This is a genomic window from Apibacter muscae (assembly GCF_007845595.1).
Taxonomy (GTDB): domain Bacteria; phylum Bacteroidota; class Bacteroidia; order Flavobacteriales; family Weeksellaceae; genus Apibacter; species Apibacter muscae.
In genome coordinates, this window is the sequence record NZ_SELI01000015.1 from 334,093 (window position 1) to 347,479 (window position 13,387).

Below are 13,387 nucleotides of genomic sequence, written 5' to 3' on the forward strand. Positions count from 1 at the left end.
AGATAGTGGTAAAAAGACGATTCTGTCCAGTGGTACCAATACGTACCTTTCTGCGATGAGTGATGTGGATATTTTAGTTCATAAGAGAATTATTGGTTATTCTAAGGGAATTACGGAGTTTGGGGCTATGAAAAATATGCATGTGTATGGGGGTAATTCCTTGATTACGGCTCTGAATAAGATTGAATACAAGGCTCCGGATATGAACGAAGTTACAGAACCGGGGAAATTTATTCATGATGACTCTCCGCAGATTGTGGAGATGTTTTGGTCCTATGGGGATGATTATGTACGTTTAAATGAAAAATCCAGATTCTATGTAGATATGAATTTGCATGTACTTACTCGAAATTATAAACTGGGAGAATCTATAGACTTTGTTTTAAAAAATGATGATGATACCCCTTTAGCTGAAGAGTTAGACACACTAGAGTTATCTGGGGTGGTAGATGAAGATAACCAAATTATATTTAAAGATGTTTTTAAAGATTACACTTTAAATTTAACAAAAGAAGATCCCCAACAAGAGGAAGAATATTTTTAAAATTTAAACAAAAATAAATTAATATTATGGCAATAATAGCTTTAGCACAAGGAGTTGAATCTCCTCCAATTAATCCAATAAGACCTAAATGGAGTGATGTGTATAAAAATTATCCAAAAAAAAGTGCTACGGAGGATATGTTTGGACCCGATGTATATAAATCTATGTATGGAGATGATTATGATTTAAATACCCACCTATTAGATAATAAGCATGAACTTTATAATGCTTGTGCTGCAAAAGTTTCAATAGCCCTAGTGTTATCAGGAGTAGAATTAAGAAGAATTAGTGGGATTGGTATAGATTTTATAGCAAGACAGGGGCCAATGAAAGATAAAGGATTTATAAGTACTGCTTCTAAAATGAAATTATGGTTGGAAAAAACATGGGGAGGTCCTTATTGTCAGTGGAAAACTAGCGAAACATGTCCCAATTATTCAATAGGAGAATTTGGACTTACTGTTGAAAATAGAAAAGGAATCTATGTAATGTTAGCAAAAAATCCTACAGAATTTGGAGCTGGAGGGCACGTAACTTTATGGATAGGTGGAAATCAAAAGGTCTTTGGAGGAAATCATTATGATAAAAGTGCTAAAGCTATGTATTTTTGGGAATTAAAATAAATTTGCATGAAAAAGTATATAATACTATTGGTCTTATTAACAAGTTTAACAGCCTGCTCACAAAAAAATAAATTATCCACTTTCAGCAGTGAAAATGAATTAATCTCCATTCCTGAGGATACACTTATTAAAGATCGTCTAATTATTGAAAAACTTTCTAAAGACATACAAGCATACCAAGATTTTAGAGAATTAGGATGTTCTCTTTGTTACGACAAATACAGCAAGGATTCTACTGAAAATAATTTTGGAAATACATTTATCGATTTATTTAATTTTTGTGAACCTATTACTCCAAGAATTAGAAGGATACCTATCGGAGTTGATTCTGTGAAATGTCGTGTTTTAATACGATTTATAGGGATTGAAAAAAGAAATAAGGCTAAATCTTTTTTTGAAGACTATATTCAAAAAGAAAGTAAGGGTGAAAAATTATCATTAAAATCTTGTAAAGAGTTATTTGATAAGAAAGAATTGAGAAATTACTATCTTTTTTTTATAAATAATAAAACTACTTTTATGGAAAGGGTATCTGAAGAAGATGACTATCTAAATTTTGGATATGCCAAAGTATATACAGAGTAAAAAAATAATGAAAAAAACAGCATTTTATATAGGGATTTTTTTGTTTAGCACAAATTTATCATTTTCACAGAAAACAGATAAAATTAAAGAACTTAAATCTTTTGCATTATCTGTCTGTATACAGGATAATTATAGAAAATTAAATCCTGAATTTGATTCAAAGGATTATACAAATTCCTTTATTGTTGGAGATATAGTCACTATTAGCACCTCTAATCTAGAAAAACTTAGATATTTTATCTATGATAACACAAAAGATTTTTATAAACCAATTCCTTCTAGTGCTTCCTATGAAGATAATAATGCTAATATGGTATGTTATAATTGTATAGAATTTTATAATTCAAAAAAGCTTAGAAAATTCATTAAAAATCTTCTTTAAGAAGATTCTGATTTATAATTTAAATATCCGTAAGATAATGACCAAAAATGTTTATATAGAATAAAAATATTAGTATTAAAATAAACAGAAACGAAATTAAAATTTTTACTATAATAGTAATATTTTTTTTAGCTGAAACATACGCAATCTACAAAATAAGAAAATAAAAATAAATTCCACATGAGCCACCCCTTAACAGAAAATACTAAATTAAAGTGCAATAAAGGCACCAAAGAAACTCCTTTAAAGGTAACCAGCCATAGTGGATTAAAAATTAATTCCTTATTAAAAGCAACAGAAAAGGATAAAGAAGCTAATACCAATATTATTCCTTTTGGACAATGCAAATTAAAACCAACCTCCGGAGGCTATTTACCTTGTACACCGGCTATCAAACAATGGGAGAAGACTTCTCCTTTCAGCCTTAATGGAATGAAAAAATTAACTACGGATTCCTTTTGTATGTGTGCTACCGGAGGAAAAGTTTCTCCCTTAACACCTCCAGAAACTTTTATTAATGTGATTGAGAAATCTATACAAGAGGAAAATAACAATCAAAATTCAGATTCAACCAATAACAATTCCGATAGTGATATTGTTATCTTTAGTGATGATATATCACAAAACAGGCGTGATTAAAATCAAAGAAAAAGCCCGAAACATACCATTGATCCATTTACTTAGAGATTTTATTTTTACAGCCCTTACCGTTAGAGTGAGAAAATGAGGCTCTTCCCAAGATTTAAAAGTAGGATAATACCGATGAATAATATCGGCTTTTCGAATAGCAGAACAAACCGTACAAAAACGATTTTTACAATATTTCCCGTAAATCCTGTTTTTAGAACTAATAATTTTATTTTGACAATGATAGGTATTCCAGTAACTTTTTTGTCTTTGGCTATCTTCTTTGGTTTTACAAACGTCGATCAGGTTTAACATAATTTTTTTAGTAATGAGTTTTCTTTTGGTTCATTCATATAATTATATGCGTCTCTTAAATCCTCAACTAGCTTTGCTAATCAACCTAGAGAACCAAAAAATTTTTATACTTTTCTTTTTCCCAATTTGTACTAATATATCGAAGGAAATAATCATTTTTATTTCGTTTAGTAACATGTTTCATAACTAATTTTACACATATATGTTTTTTTAACTTTCAATATAGATGAAAATTTATTGAATTTTGATCAATTTTTTTTAATAATTCTTATTTTTCAATTTCGTTTTTTGTAACTTTACACTCAAAGATTAAATTTTAGCAATAATAATTTCCATTTAGAACCATTGAAATGAAACGAAACGAACAATTATCCAATCTTAACACAACAACCGAATGGGATGCGATTATAATTGGAGGTGGAGCTAGTGGCCTAGGAGCTGCGGTTGATGCATCCACAAGAGGGTACAAAACACTATTACTGGAAGCACACGACTTTGCCAAGGCAACTTCTAGCCGAGCTACGAAATTATTACATGGAGGAGTTCGCTATTTAGCTCAAGGGGATATTGCACTTGTTAAGGAAGCTTTAAGAGAAAGAGGTCTTTTAGAGAGAAATGCTAGTCACTTAGCTAAAAAACAAGTTTTTGTAATTCCTAATTATAAATGGATTGATGGACCATTTTATACCATAGGTTTAAAATTTTATGATATGCTTTCCAAGAAATTAAGTTTAGGGAAATCCAGACATATAAATAAACAAAAAACCTTGGAAATGCTCCCTACCGTTGAACCAAAAAGCTTGTGTGGAGGAGTTATTTATTACGACGGTCAGTTTGACGATTCTCGCTTAGCTGTAAATCTAGCACAAACAGCTGTTGAAAATGGGGGTACTGTTATTAACTACATGAAAGTTATAGGATTATTGAAAAATGATGCTGGGCAGATTTGTGGAGTAAAAGCTAAAGATCTTATAAATGGAAATGAATATGAAATAAAAGGGAAAGCAGTATTTAATGCTACAGGTGTTTTCACCAATGAAATTTTAAATATGAATGACCCTAATCATAAAAAAACTGTAGTTCCAAGCCAAGGAATTCACTTAGTTTTAGATAAATCATTCTTACCTGGGGATAATGCTCTAATGATTCCTAAGACAAGCGACGGAAGAGTTTTATTCGCTGTACCATGGCATAACCGTTTGGTGGTTGGAACTACGGATGTACTCGTAGAAAAACCTAGCTTAGAGCCAAGAGCATTGGAAAAAGAAATTGAATTTGTTCTTGCCACCGCAGGACAATACCTTACGAAAAAGCCTACTAGAAAAGATGTACTTTCAATTTTCGCCGGTCAACGTCCATTAGCCGCTCCAGATAAAGATGGCGGAAGCACTAAAGAAGTATCAAGAAGTCACAAAATTTTGGTTTCAGACTCTGGTCTTATGAGTATCATTGGAGGAAAGTGGACAACTTTCCGACAAATGGCGGAAGATTTTATTGATAAAGCTATTGAATTAGGCAAACTACCAAGTAAAGAATGTAAAACAGTCAACCTCTCCATTCATGGAAATGTTCCTGCCTCACAAGTAGACCGATCCAAACATAATTATATATATGGATCAGATATACCTGCCATTCAAAAACTTGAACAAGAAAATCCAGATTTAGCTCAAAAAATTCATCCAAATCATAATTATACCAAAGCTGAAATTGTTTGGGCGGTAAAAGAAGAAATGGCTGAAAAAGTTGAGGATATTTTAGCTAGAAGGGTTCGTTTATTATTTATTGATGCACGTGCTGCCATAGATTGTGCTGAAGAAGTAGCCCGTATTATGGCTAAAGAATTGGGTCATGATGCGGACTGGGTAGCAAAAGAAACTGAAGAATTTAAAACTTTAGCTAAAGGTTACCTATTAGTAAACTACTAAAACAAACTACCATTTACATATTGAACAAAGCCCGAAGAAGTTATTTCTTCGGGCTTAATTATTAATGATAAGAATTATAAGCATTAATATCTCAGTCATCAATAAACTTGAACGCGTTTTTTAATATATTTGTATCTATGTTTTTTACCATTTCAGAAACAGATAAAAGCAGCAAAGCAAGAGCAGGAATTTTAAAAACCGACCACGGAGACATTCAAACACCCATTTTTATGCCCGTAGGAACTGTAGGAACTGTAAAATCTGTACATCAAAGAGAATTAAAAGATGATATTAAGGCTCAAATTATTTTAGGCAATACTTATCACTTATACCTTCGTCCGGGTACTGAAATATTACACAAGGCTGGAGGGCTTCATAAATTTATCAATTGGGACAGCCCTATACTCACAGATAGCGGAGGGTATCAAGTATTCTCTCTGTCACAAACTAGAAAAATACAAGAGGACGGTGTTAAGTTTAAATCACATATCGATGGCTCTTATCATTTTTTCTCACCAGAAAAATCTATGGAAATTCAACGATACATTGGTGGAGATATTTTTATGGCTTTTGATGAATGTACCCCCTACCCATGTGATTATTCCTACGCAAAAAATTCTTTAGAAATAACGCATAAATGGTTGAAAAGATGCGTGAAATGGTGCGATGAAAACCCTGAATTGTATGGATATAAGCAACACCTTTTCCCAATCGTACAGGGAAGTACATATGGTGATTTAAGAAAACAATCTGCAGAATTTATTTCATCCATAAACGCTGACGGAAATGCAATCGGAGGGTTAAGCGTTGGAGAACCTGAAGAGGAAATGTATAGAATAACGGATATAGTAACGGATATTCTACCTAAAAACAAACCTAGATACTTAATGGGAGTTGGAACTCCTTGGAACATTTTAGAATCTATTTCCTTGGGTATTGATATGATGGATTGCGTAATGCCTACTCGGAATGCTCGCAACGGAATGCTATTTACTTGGAACGGTGTAATAAATATAAAAAATAAAAAATGGCAAGATGATTTTTCGCCTTTAGATGAAGATGGAACTGCCTTTGTAGATAAAGAATATAGTAAGGCTTATTTAAGACATCTTTTTGCTGCAAATGAATTTTTAGGTAAACAAATTGCCTCTATACACAATTTAGCCTTCTACCTAGATTTAGTAACTGTTGCAAGAAAACACATTTTAGAGGGAAATTTCAATTCTTGGAAAATTTCAACGATTCCTAAACTTCGTACTCGTTTATGATTAACATAATTGACCGATATATTATACGCAATTTTATTGGCACTCTTTTTTTTATGCTAATCCTTTTAGTAGTAATATTTGTAGTTATAGACATACAAAGTCACTTTCAGGAATTTAATGAAAATGGTTTCACCATTACAGATGCTTTAAGACTATATTACCCCTACTATGTAATTTGGGCAGTGAATATATTTGCTTCTATCCTAATATTTATCTCGGTAATTTACTTTACCTCACGAATGGCTAATAACACTGAAATTGTCGCTATTATCAGTTCAGGGGCAAGTTTTTTTCGGTTTTCTAGACCTTACCTAATTGTAAGTATTGCAATAGCTTCCGTTTCACTACTTACCAATCATTTTTTTCTACCTTGGGCGAATATAAAGAAGAATGAATTTAGTGTTAAGATTTTAACTGGTAATAAAAAAGATACTTACAATGCCAATCAATCAATTGCTTCACAAATTTCTCCGGGCGAATACTTATTTATATATAGTTATAATAGACAAATGAAAAGTGGCGCTGGTTTTAAATATGAAAAATTTAATAAAGATAGAATCTTGCTTCATGAATTAAGAGCCAATAATATTTACTGGTCTGAGAGTGACAATTCATATATGCTAAGCAATTACTACGAAAAGATCATGGACTCAACAGGTAGAGTTATCTACTTAAACAATGGACCTCAATTAAAAAAGAAATTTAACTTTACTCCTGATGAGCTACTCCCCGAATCCTATGTTGCAGAAACTATGAATACATTTGAGCTAAATAAGTTCATTGAGAAAGAAAAAATGAAAGGAGCGGGAAATATAAACATTTATTTAAACGAATATCACCAGAGAACAAGCTCTTCCATAGCGATTATAATTTTAACTTTCTTAGCCCTGTCTTTATCTTCTGCAAAAAAAAGAGGAGGATTAGGTGTAAATTTAGCCATTGGAATAGCATGTGCTTTTCTCTATATATTTTCATTTGAAGCCTTAAAAATATTTTCATCTACGGGAATACTACCCTCTTGGCTAGCTGTGTGGCTACCCAATTTAATATTTGGAATTATAACTACCATTTTATTTTACAAACGTGCTTATTCTTAAATAAATATGAAGAAGAAAACACTTATAAACCTTATAGCCATAGGAATAGGAATATATTTTATCTACCGTGGAATTGTTTGGTATAACAGTAACACAGATGAAAATCAACCCAATAAATTTATAGGATTCATTTATATGGGATTGGGCATACTAGCCATTCTTGTTCAAGTTTTTGCAAATTATAGAAGTACTAAACGAAAAGATAAATAAACATGTCTATTCATATTCTTAATCTGGAATGTTCCACAAAAAACTGTTCTGTTTCCATTGGAACCAATGGAGATAATAATTGCTTATGCGAAGAACTATCTCCTGATTTTAAACACAGCGAAAACTTACATACCTTCATTCAATGGGCTTTAGAAGGAGCAGAATTAGAATTGAATAATATGCATGCAATTGCAATTGGAAAAGGCCCCGGATCTTATACAGGACTTAGGATAGGGTTGGCTGCTGCTAAAGGATTATGTTTAGGGTTAGATATACCTCTTATATCTATTGATTCTCTCGAAATACTTGCATATCCATACTTTCAATCTGATTATGATTATATTATACCTGTAATGGATGCTCGAAGAATGGAAGTTTACACAACCGTTTTTGATAAAATGGGAAATAAATTAGAAATTACTAAACCACACATTCTTCAAGAAGATTCTTTTTATGCCTATAAAAATAAAACGGTTTTGTTTGTCGGAGATGCATCAGAAAAAACAGAACAATTCCTTAAAGAAAATTCTCTCGCATACTCTGATTCTTTTTCATTTATTACCTCCTACTCTTCTGCTGAAAATATGAATCATCTATCATACAAAAAATTCAATAACAAATCTTTTGAGGATATAGCTTATTTTGATCCTCTTTACCTAAAAGAATGGAAATAATACATAATAAATATGTAAAGCTGGGATTTTCCGGCTTTACATATTTATTTATATAAAAATTATAACATACCTAGCTCAAATTTAGCCTCTTCACTCATCATATCCTTTTCCCAAGAAGGTTCAAAAGTTATCTGAACTTCTGCTTTACTCACTCCTTCAATAGATTTAATTTTTTCCTCAACTTCCATAGGTAAAGTTTCAGCAACGGGACAGTTGGGTGTAGTTAGAGTCATCAAAATATGAACTTCTCCATCAGTACTCACCTGCACATCATAAATCAGACCTAATTCATAAATATCCACAGGGATTTCAGGATCATAAACTGTTTTTAATTTTTCAACTATTTTGTTACCCAAATCTTGTACTTGTTCCTCTGTAAAAGCCATATTAACAATATTCTTCGTATGCTTGCTTCAAGTTTTCGGCAATTATTTCAGCAGAATTACCTTCTATATGATGTCTTTCTAAAAAATGAACCAACTCACCGTCTTTAAACAAAGCTATGGAAGGCGACGAAGGAGGAAATGGGACTAAATATTCCCTAGCTGTTTTTACAGCCTCTACATCAAATCCTGCAAAGGTAGTAGTTAGATGATTAGGCTTTTTACCCTCTCCTTCAATAGATAATAATACCGATGGTCTGGCCGAACCCGCCGCACAACCACATACAGAATTAATGATTAATAAAGTAGTACCTGATTGTTGTAAAGCTTCTTTCACTTTTTCAGGGGTATTTAAATCTTGAAAACCTCTATCTGTTAAGGCTGCCTTCATAGGCATAACCATTTCTTCTGGATACATTATATACTTTTATCTTGTTATTTATACAAAGTTAATTAATGTTTACGACTCAAACAAATTAGCGTATATTTGAAAAAATTTGTAACCATATTACTTTATTTTCGAAGTATTTAAACGCATGAATCAAAAATACTCCCGAAACGAGCATCTTAAAAATTATAAACAAATTCAATATTTGTTTGAAAATGGAATTTGGGTAAATAAATATCCCCTAAAATTCATCCGTTGTCCAAACTTAGACCAAACAACCAATTTTCACAAATTCGGAGTATCTGTATCAAAAAGAAATTACAAACGTGCAGTAGATCGAAATTATATCAAACGCTTGCTTAGAGAATGTTTCCGTTTAAACAAAGACCAATTATATTCTGCATTTTCACAACCTCATCTATTTATGTTACTTTATGTTGGAAAAGAAATTATAACATATAAAGATTTAGAAGATACTTATAAAAATTTGCTTAATAAATGCTCTTTTAAAGAACAAGTATAAAAAATTATCAATCTTTTTTTAGGAAATTTCATCCATATAAAATTTATAACTATAATTTTACCCTTAATAATTGGGTTGCATATAATAGAATAATTTTCAATCTTACTTTTTTTTGTATTTTAGCACCAAATATTAAAAAACACCTTAAATCATTAACAGAAATTGTAATAAAAGCAATTTGCGTTAATGATTTTTTTTAAAACTAACAAAATGTTTAATTTTTTATCGCCGCCAAAACCCACTAATAAAAAAAATAATATAGAAACTGACTCTTATTATAAAAAATTAAGATTTCAAGTTTTTATAGGTATCTATTTTGGTTATGCTGCTTATTACCTAGTAAGAAAAAACTTAACTCTAGCTATGCCTTTTTTAGAGAAAGATTTTGGATATACTAAAGCAAGTTTAGGAGCAGCACTTGCCTGTAATGGCTTAGGATATGGAATATCAAAGTTTGTAATGGGGGGAATTTCAGATAGAAGTGATGCTCGAAAATTTTTACCCTTAGGGCTTATTTTAGCTTCTTTAACCATTATCATAGCAGGAAGTAACATGGTAATTTCTAATGTTTTAACCATTGGTATATTTCAATTCTTAATCGGCTGGTTTGGCGGAATGGGTTGGCCTCCTTGCGGACGAGTAATGGCACATTGGTTTTCCCCTACTGAACGAGGAACTAAAATGTCCATTTGGAATACAGCCCATAATTTAGGTGGAATGTTAATTGGTCCTATCACAGCTTTTGCCACAGGATATCTCGCTTTATTAAATTTTAAAAATTCTTGGCAAATAGGAATGTTTACAGTACCAGCTATTATTGCAATTTTAGTGGCCCTATTTGCTTATATATTGATTAGAGACAATCCTCAAGCCTGCGGATTACCCCCTATTGAAGAGTATAAAAATGATTATCCTGCCAATTATTCTAAAAAGGCAGAAGAAGTTTTATCCGCTAAAGAAATTTTCTTTAAATATGTTTTAAACAATAAAATTCTATGGATAGTTGCCATTGCCAATGCATTTGTATATTTAGTCAGATATGGAGTTTTAGACTGGGCTCCTACTTACTTAAAAGAAGTTAAAGGTTACGACATTAAACAAGTCGGATGGGCATATTTTGCATACGAATTTGCAGCTATCCCAGGTACAATTATTTGTGGATGGATTAGCGACAAAATATTTAAAGGAAAAAGAGCGGTTACTACCATTATTTTTATGCTATTAGTAATGATTGCAGTTCTAGTATACTGGAAGAATGAAGGAAGTATGACCATTGATATTATTGCACTCATATCCATAGGTTTTTTAATTTACGGACCTGTTATGCTAATTGGTGTACATGCTTTAGATTTAGCTCCCAAAAATGCAGCTGGAGCTTCTGCTGGATTAACTGGACTTTTCGGATATTTAGTTGGTACTGCAATTTTATCAAATTTATTAATGGGATATATAGCAGAGCATTACGGATGGGGTGCTGGGTTTGAACTACTAATCGTTGCATGCATTCTTGCTTCAGTACTAATGCTTTTAACAATACCTGACGAAAATAGAAAATACAGAAATAGAAAAAAACTAGCCCAATCTTAAACGAATTGTAACCATTTAAAATAGTTAAAAAATTAATTTTATCTCATATTTAGAAATAAAATTATGAAAAATTATTTACAAACCTTATTGAAACTATCTTTAATGGCTATTGGTTTCATTTCAATTTCTCATTGTAGCAATGATGATACTGTTTATACCCCTAGTCCACCTCAAGACTCCATAGTTATAAAAAAATAACAGCAGAAATGAAACTAGTTCAAAACTATGTCCCTGAAAATGCAGTTATTGCACATAGAGGAACTACCTATTGGGCACCAGAATCAACAGAATCAGCATATCGATGGGTACGAAACATGGGTGCAGACTATTTAGAAGCCGATTTGCAAATAACTAAAGATGGGGTTGTTTTAGTTATGCATGATGCACATATGAAAGAAAAAACTGACATTCAAATTTTAAGTCAAGACCCTTTATCAATCTTTTATGGCAAAGCAGATGCTCCTACCTCTGAATTTACTTACGAAGAATTAATGCAATTAAACGCTGCCTACCCATTCATGGAAAAAAATCTAGGTACAGGCAGAGATAGACCTTCATTTAATACGCAACATCAATACATTTCTACACTTGAAGATTTGATGAACTTTGCCATTGGTAAAAGAATTAAGAGAGATAGTAATGGCAAAAGAGTTTGGAGTAAAAGTAAGGAAGGTATCTATAAATTTGAGTATGAAGATGATCCTTACGACAATGGAAACAGACCCGGAATCTATTTAGAATTAAATCCAGGATTAGAAGAAGCTATGGCTAAATTATTGGCTGAACATCAATGGGATATTTCTATCACTCCTTCTACGGATACCAATCAATTTAAATTAGGAAAAGTAAATGTAGGTAATACCAATGGTAAAGTAGTATTACAAACATTTTCATTATCCAGTTTAAAAAAATTAAATAATATATACAATGGTAACTTGCCTATGGCATACTTAGTATCTAAAGGATTAATGGCACAAACCAGTAGAAATTCTGATGAACCTTTAGTATATGCTCAGTTTATTAATGATGGTGTTAGCAATGGAGCTCAATTCTTCGGTCCATCAATATCAGAAGCTCCTAACAATTATGACGAGCTACTTAACCCTTGGCAAGCACATATAATTAGAAGGTCTGAAATGAAAATACATCCTTGGACGTTTGACACAGAAGAACAAATGATGAGATATTACGAAGGTATTAGCTTTACAAATCTAAATGATTATAAATCTCCCCCCCTATTGCGATGCAATGTTTACCAATAGAGCTGATTTAACCATACAATATTACAAAAAAAGGGTATTAGAAATGATGGTCCAGACTATCAAGATCCAAACAATATTTTGAACAACTTAGGATATTAAGATAAATTGAAAACTATAATAACAAACATGAAACAAATTTTTATTGCCTTATTTATTACAGGCTGTACCTTGATGAACGCTCAAAAATTAGCTCATTCAGGAAGTGATTATACATTAAAAAAAGTTATACCTGTAGAAGGAAGACAGGGAATAGCTGTTGATAAAGATTATTACTATGTTTCCAGTAGTACAGCTTTGTATAAATATGATAAACAAGGCAACTTAATCACAAAAAATGAAAAACCTTTTGAAAATTTTGAAAAAAAGGTTAACCATTTTGGTGATATTGATATTCATAATGGAGAAATCTATACCGGTGTTGAATATTTTAATTCTGGTAATGTTGAAAATATCCAAATTGCCGTGTACGATGCAAAAGATTTAAAATACAAATATTCCATTGAATTTGAAGAAATTGAACAACCAGAAGTGAGTGGAATTACCATTGATAGGAAAAATAACATTGCTTGGATGTCTGATTGGACTGAAGGCTGGTATTTGTATAAATATGATTTAAAAAATAAAAAATATTTAGGTAAAGTACATTTACAACCTTCTCCTCAATGGCAACAAGGTGTATATTATATTGATGGAAAGATATTAATTACTTCTGATGATGGAGACTCGGATTTAAATGAACCGGATAATATTTACATCGCTGATGTTAGTAATCCCTTACAAACTACCACAAACGTAGAAAAATTTAGATCAATTCCAGAATTTAAAAAAGCTGGTGAAATTGAAGGTTTATCAATAGATCCAACAAATAATGACTTAATCATACTTAACAATAGAGGAGCTATCATAAAAAAAGGTATGCCTTCTGGCTTTTATCCTGGGTATGACAAGGAAATTCATGAATTATATATTTTTGAAAAATCTAAGTAAAACTATA

Annotated in this window: 18 protein-coding genes; 15 read left to right on the forward strand and 3 right to left on the reverse strand. The window is 31.6% G+C overall.

The window, feature by feature from the left end; genetic code table 11:
* Window positions 1-55: 55 nt before the first annotated feature.
* The 5 genes from ETU10_RS02585 to ETU10_RS02605 all read left to right on the forward strand — a co-directional run bounded on the left by ETU10_RS02585 (window position 56) and on the right by ETU10_RS02605 (window position 2,773).
* Entirely contained in the window at window positions 56-544 is a 489-nt protein-coding gene (locus ETU10_RS02585) for a hypothetical protein (protein WP_146309663.1), read from the forward strand.
* Between the two features lie 26 nt (window positions 545-570).
* Entirely contained in the window at window positions 571-1,167 is a 597-nt protein-coding gene (locus ETU10_RS02590; protein ID WP_146309665.1) for a T6SS effector amidase Tae4 family protein, read from the forward strand.
* Window positions 1,168-1,173: 6 nt separating this feature from the next.
* Window positions 1,174-1,752 carry a hypothetical protein gene (locus ETU10_RS02595; protein WP_146309667.1) on the forward strand — a complete coding sequence of 193 codons (579 nt, stop codon included), beginning with the start codon at window positions 1,174-1,176 and terminating at the stop codon, window positions 1,750-1,752.
* A 7-nt stretch (window positions 1,753-1,759) separates the two neighbouring features.
* Entirely contained in the window at window positions 1,760-2,134 is a 375-nt protein-coding gene (locus tag ETU10_RS02600; protein WP_146309669.1) for a hypothetical protein, read from the forward strand.
* A 180-nt stretch (window positions 2,135-2,314) separates the two neighbouring features.
* A complete protein-coding gene (locus ETU10_RS02605) occupies window positions 2,315-2,773 on the forward strand; it encodes a DUF4280 domain-containing protein (RefSeq protein ID WP_146309671.1) in 459 nt (152 codons plus the stop codon).
* Here the strand turns inward: ETU10_RS02605 and ETU10_RS02610 are convergent.
* Window positions 2,753-3,076: a hypothetical protein gene (locus ETU10_RS02610; protein ID WP_146309673.1), complete on the reverse strand. Its 324-nt coding sequence runs from the start codon at window positions 3,074-3,076 to the stop codon at window positions 2,753-2,755. The two genes, ETU10_RS02605 and ETU10_RS02610, sit on opposite strands and share 21 nt — an antisense overlap.
* Window positions 3,077-3,426: 350 nt before the next feature.
* Between ETU10_RS02610 and ETU10_RS02615 the strand changes: the two genes are divergently transcribed.
* From ETU10_RS02615 to tsaB, 5 genes are all read left to right on the forward strand, one after another.
* The gene (locus ETU10_RS02615) at window positions 3,427-5,001 is read left to right on the forward strand and encodes a glycerol-3-phosphate dehydrogenase/oxidase (RefSeq protein ID WP_146309675.1); all 1,575 of its coding nucleotides are present in this window, start codon (window positions 3,427-3,429) and stop codon (window positions 4,999-5,001) included.
* A 137-nt stretch (window positions 5,002-5,138) separates the two neighbouring features.
* On the forward strand, window positions 5,139-6,269 hold the full coding sequence (gene tgt / locus ETU10_RS02620; RefSeq protein ID WP_146309676.1) for a tRNA guanosine(34) transglycosylase Tgt: 1,131 nt from the start codon (window positions 5,139-5,141) through the stop codon (window positions 6,267-6,269).
* Window positions 6,266-7,366, forward strand: a complete 1,101-nt coding sequence (locus tag ETU10_RS02625) for an LptF/LptG family permease (RefSeq protein WP_262710340.1) — start codon at window positions 6,266-6,268, stop codon at window positions 7,364-7,366. The genes tgt and ETU10_RS02625 overlap by 4 nt, the downstream gene beginning before the upstream one ends.
* A 6-nt stretch (window positions 7,367-7,372) precedes the next feature.
* Complete coding sequence (locus tag ETU10_RS02630; protein ID WP_146309678.1) at window positions 7,373-7,576, forward strand: hypothetical protein; 204 nt, start codon at window positions 7,373-7,375, stop codon at window positions 7,574-7,576.
* A 2-nt stretch (window positions 7,577-7,578) separates the two neighbouring features.
* Entirely contained in the window at window positions 7,579-8,250 is a 672-nt protein-coding gene (gene tsaB, locus ETU10_RS02635) for a tRNA (adenosine(37)-N6)-threonylcarbamoyltransferase complex dimerization subunit type 1 TsaB (RefSeq protein WP_246118410.1), read from the forward strand.
* Between the two features lie 59 nt (window positions 8,251-8,309).
* On the opposite strand, the gene ETU10_RS02640 is transcribed toward tsaB, so the two are convergent.
* Both ETU10_RS02640 and ETU10_RS02645 read right to left on the reverse strand, forming a co-directional pair.
* Window positions 8,310-8,636 (reverse strand): SUF system Fe-S cluster assembly protein, encoded by a 327-nt coding sequence (locus tag ETU10_RS02640; RefSeq protein WP_146291909.1) that lies wholly within the window; start codon window positions 8,634-8,636, stop codon window positions 8,310-8,312.
* A 1-nt stretch (window position 8,637) separates the two neighbouring features.
* Window positions 8,638-9,051, reverse strand: a complete 414-nt coding sequence (locus ETU10_RS02645; protein ID WP_146261629.1) for a BrxA/BrxB family bacilliredoxin — start codon at window positions 9,049-9,051, stop codon at window positions 8,638-8,640.
* Between the two features lie 118 nt (window positions 9,052-9,169).
* Between ETU10_RS02645 and rnpA the strand changes: the two genes are divergently transcribed.
* From rnpA to ETU10_RS02665, 5 genes are all read left to right on the forward strand, one after another.
* Window positions 9,170-9,544 (forward strand): ribonuclease P protein component, encoded by a 375-nt coding sequence (gene rnpA / locus ETU10_RS02650; RefSeq protein ID WP_146309681.1) that lies wholly within the window; start codon window positions 9,170-9,172, stop codon window positions 9,542-9,544.
* Between the two features lie 210 nt (window positions 9,545-9,754).
* Window positions 9,755-11,131: a phosphoglycerate transporter protein PgtP gene (pgtP, locus tag ETU10_RS02655; RefSeq protein ID WP_146291915.1), complete on the forward strand. Its 1,377-nt coding sequence runs from the start codon at window positions 9,755-9,757 to the stop codon at window positions 11,129-11,131.
* 63 nt (window positions 11,132-11,194) lie between these two features.
* A complete protein-coding gene (locus ETU10_RS11345) occupies window positions 11,195-11,329 on the forward strand; it encodes a hypothetical protein (RefSeq protein ID WP_262710341.1) in 135 nt (44 codons plus the stop codon).
* An 8-nt stretch (window positions 11,330-11,337) separates the two neighbouring features.
* The gene (locus tag ETU10_RS02660; protein WP_146309683.1) at window positions 11,338-12,393 is read left to right on the forward strand and encodes a glycerophosphodiester phosphodiesterase family protein; all 1,056 of its coding nucleotides are present in this window, start codon (window positions 11,338-11,340) and stop codon (window positions 12,391-12,393) included.
* Between the two features lie 126 nt (window positions 12,394-12,519).
* Window positions 12,520-13,380 carry a hypothetical protein gene (locus tag ETU10_RS02665; protein WP_185145042.1) on the forward strand — a complete coding sequence of 287 codons (861 nt, stop codon included), beginning with the start codon at window positions 12,520-12,522 and terminating at the stop codon, window positions 13,378-13,380.
* Window positions 13,381-13,387: the final 7 nt, after the last annotated feature.

Excerpts from the sequence above, each read along its gene's own strand:
- ETU10_RS02585 (WP_146309663.1), top strand. The coding sequence starts at position 56 with ATGAGTGATGTGGATATTTTAGTTCATAAGAGAATTATTGGTTATTCT.
- ETU10_RS02590 (WP_146309665.1), top strand. The coding sequence starts at position 571 with ATGGCAATAATAGCTTTAGCACAAGGAGTTGAATCTCCTCCAATTAAT.
- ETU10_RS02595 (WP_146309667.1), top strand. The coding sequence starts at position 1,174 with ATGAAAAAGTATATAATACTATTGGTCTTATTAACAAGTTTAACAGCC.
- ETU10_RS02600 (WP_146309669.1), top strand. The coding sequence starts at position 1,760 with ATGAAAAAAACAGCATTTTATATAGGGATTTTTTTGTTTAGCACAAAT.
- ETU10_RS02605 (WP_146309671.1), top strand. The coding sequence starts at position 2,315 with ATGAGCCACCCCTTAACAGAAAATACTAAATTAAAGTGCAATAAAGGC.
- ETU10_RS02610 (WP_146309673.1), bottom strand. The coding sequence starts at position 3,076 with ATGTTAAACCTGATCGACGTTTGTAAAACCAAAGAAGATAGCCAAAGA.
- ETU10_RS02615 (WP_146309675.1), top strand. The coding sequence starts at position 3,427 with ATGAAACGAAACGAACAATTATCCAATCTTAACACAACAACCGAATGG.
- tgt (WP_146309676.1), top strand. The coding sequence starts at position 5,139 with ATGTTTTTTACCATTTCAGAAACAGATAAAAGCAGCAAAGCAAGAGCA.
- ETU10_RS02625 (WP_262710340.1), top strand. The coding sequence starts at position 6,266 with ATGATTAACATAATTGACCGATATATTATACGCAATTTTATTGGCACT.
- ETU10_RS02630 (WP_146309678.1), top strand. The coding sequence starts at position 7,373 with ATGAAGAAGAAAACACTTATAAACCTTATAGCCATAGGAATAGGAATA.
- tsaB (WP_246118410.1), top strand. The coding sequence starts at position 7,579 with ATGTCTATTCATATTCTTAATCTGGAATGTTCCACAAAAAACTGTTCT.
- ETU10_RS02640 (WP_146291909.1), bottom strand. The coding sequence starts at position 8,636 with ATGGCTTTTACAGAGGAACAAGTACAAGATTTGGGTAACAAAATAGTT.
- ETU10_RS02645 (WP_146261629.1), bottom strand. The coding sequence starts at position 9,051 with ATGTATCCAGAAGAAATGGTTATGCCTATGAAGGCAGCCTTAACAGAT.
- rnpA (WP_146309681.1), top strand. The coding sequence starts at position 9,170 with ATGAATCAAAAATACTCCCGAAACGAGCATCTTAAAAATTATAAACAA.
- pgtP (WP_146291915.1), top strand. The coding sequence starts at position 9,755 with ATGTTTAATTTTTTATCGCCGCCAAAACCCACTAATAAAAAAAATAAT.
- ETU10_RS11345 (WP_262710341.1), top strand. The coding sequence starts at position 11,195 with ATGAAAAATTATTTACAAACCTTATTGAAACTATCTTTAATGGCTATT.
- ETU10_RS02660 (WP_146309683.1), top strand. The coding sequence starts at position 11,338 with ATGAAACTAGTTCAAAACTATGTCCCTGAAAATGCAGTTATTGCACAT.
- ETU10_RS02665 (WP_185145042.1), top strand. The coding sequence starts at position 12,520 with ATGAAACAAATTTTTATTGCCTTATTTATTACAGGCTGTACCTTGATG.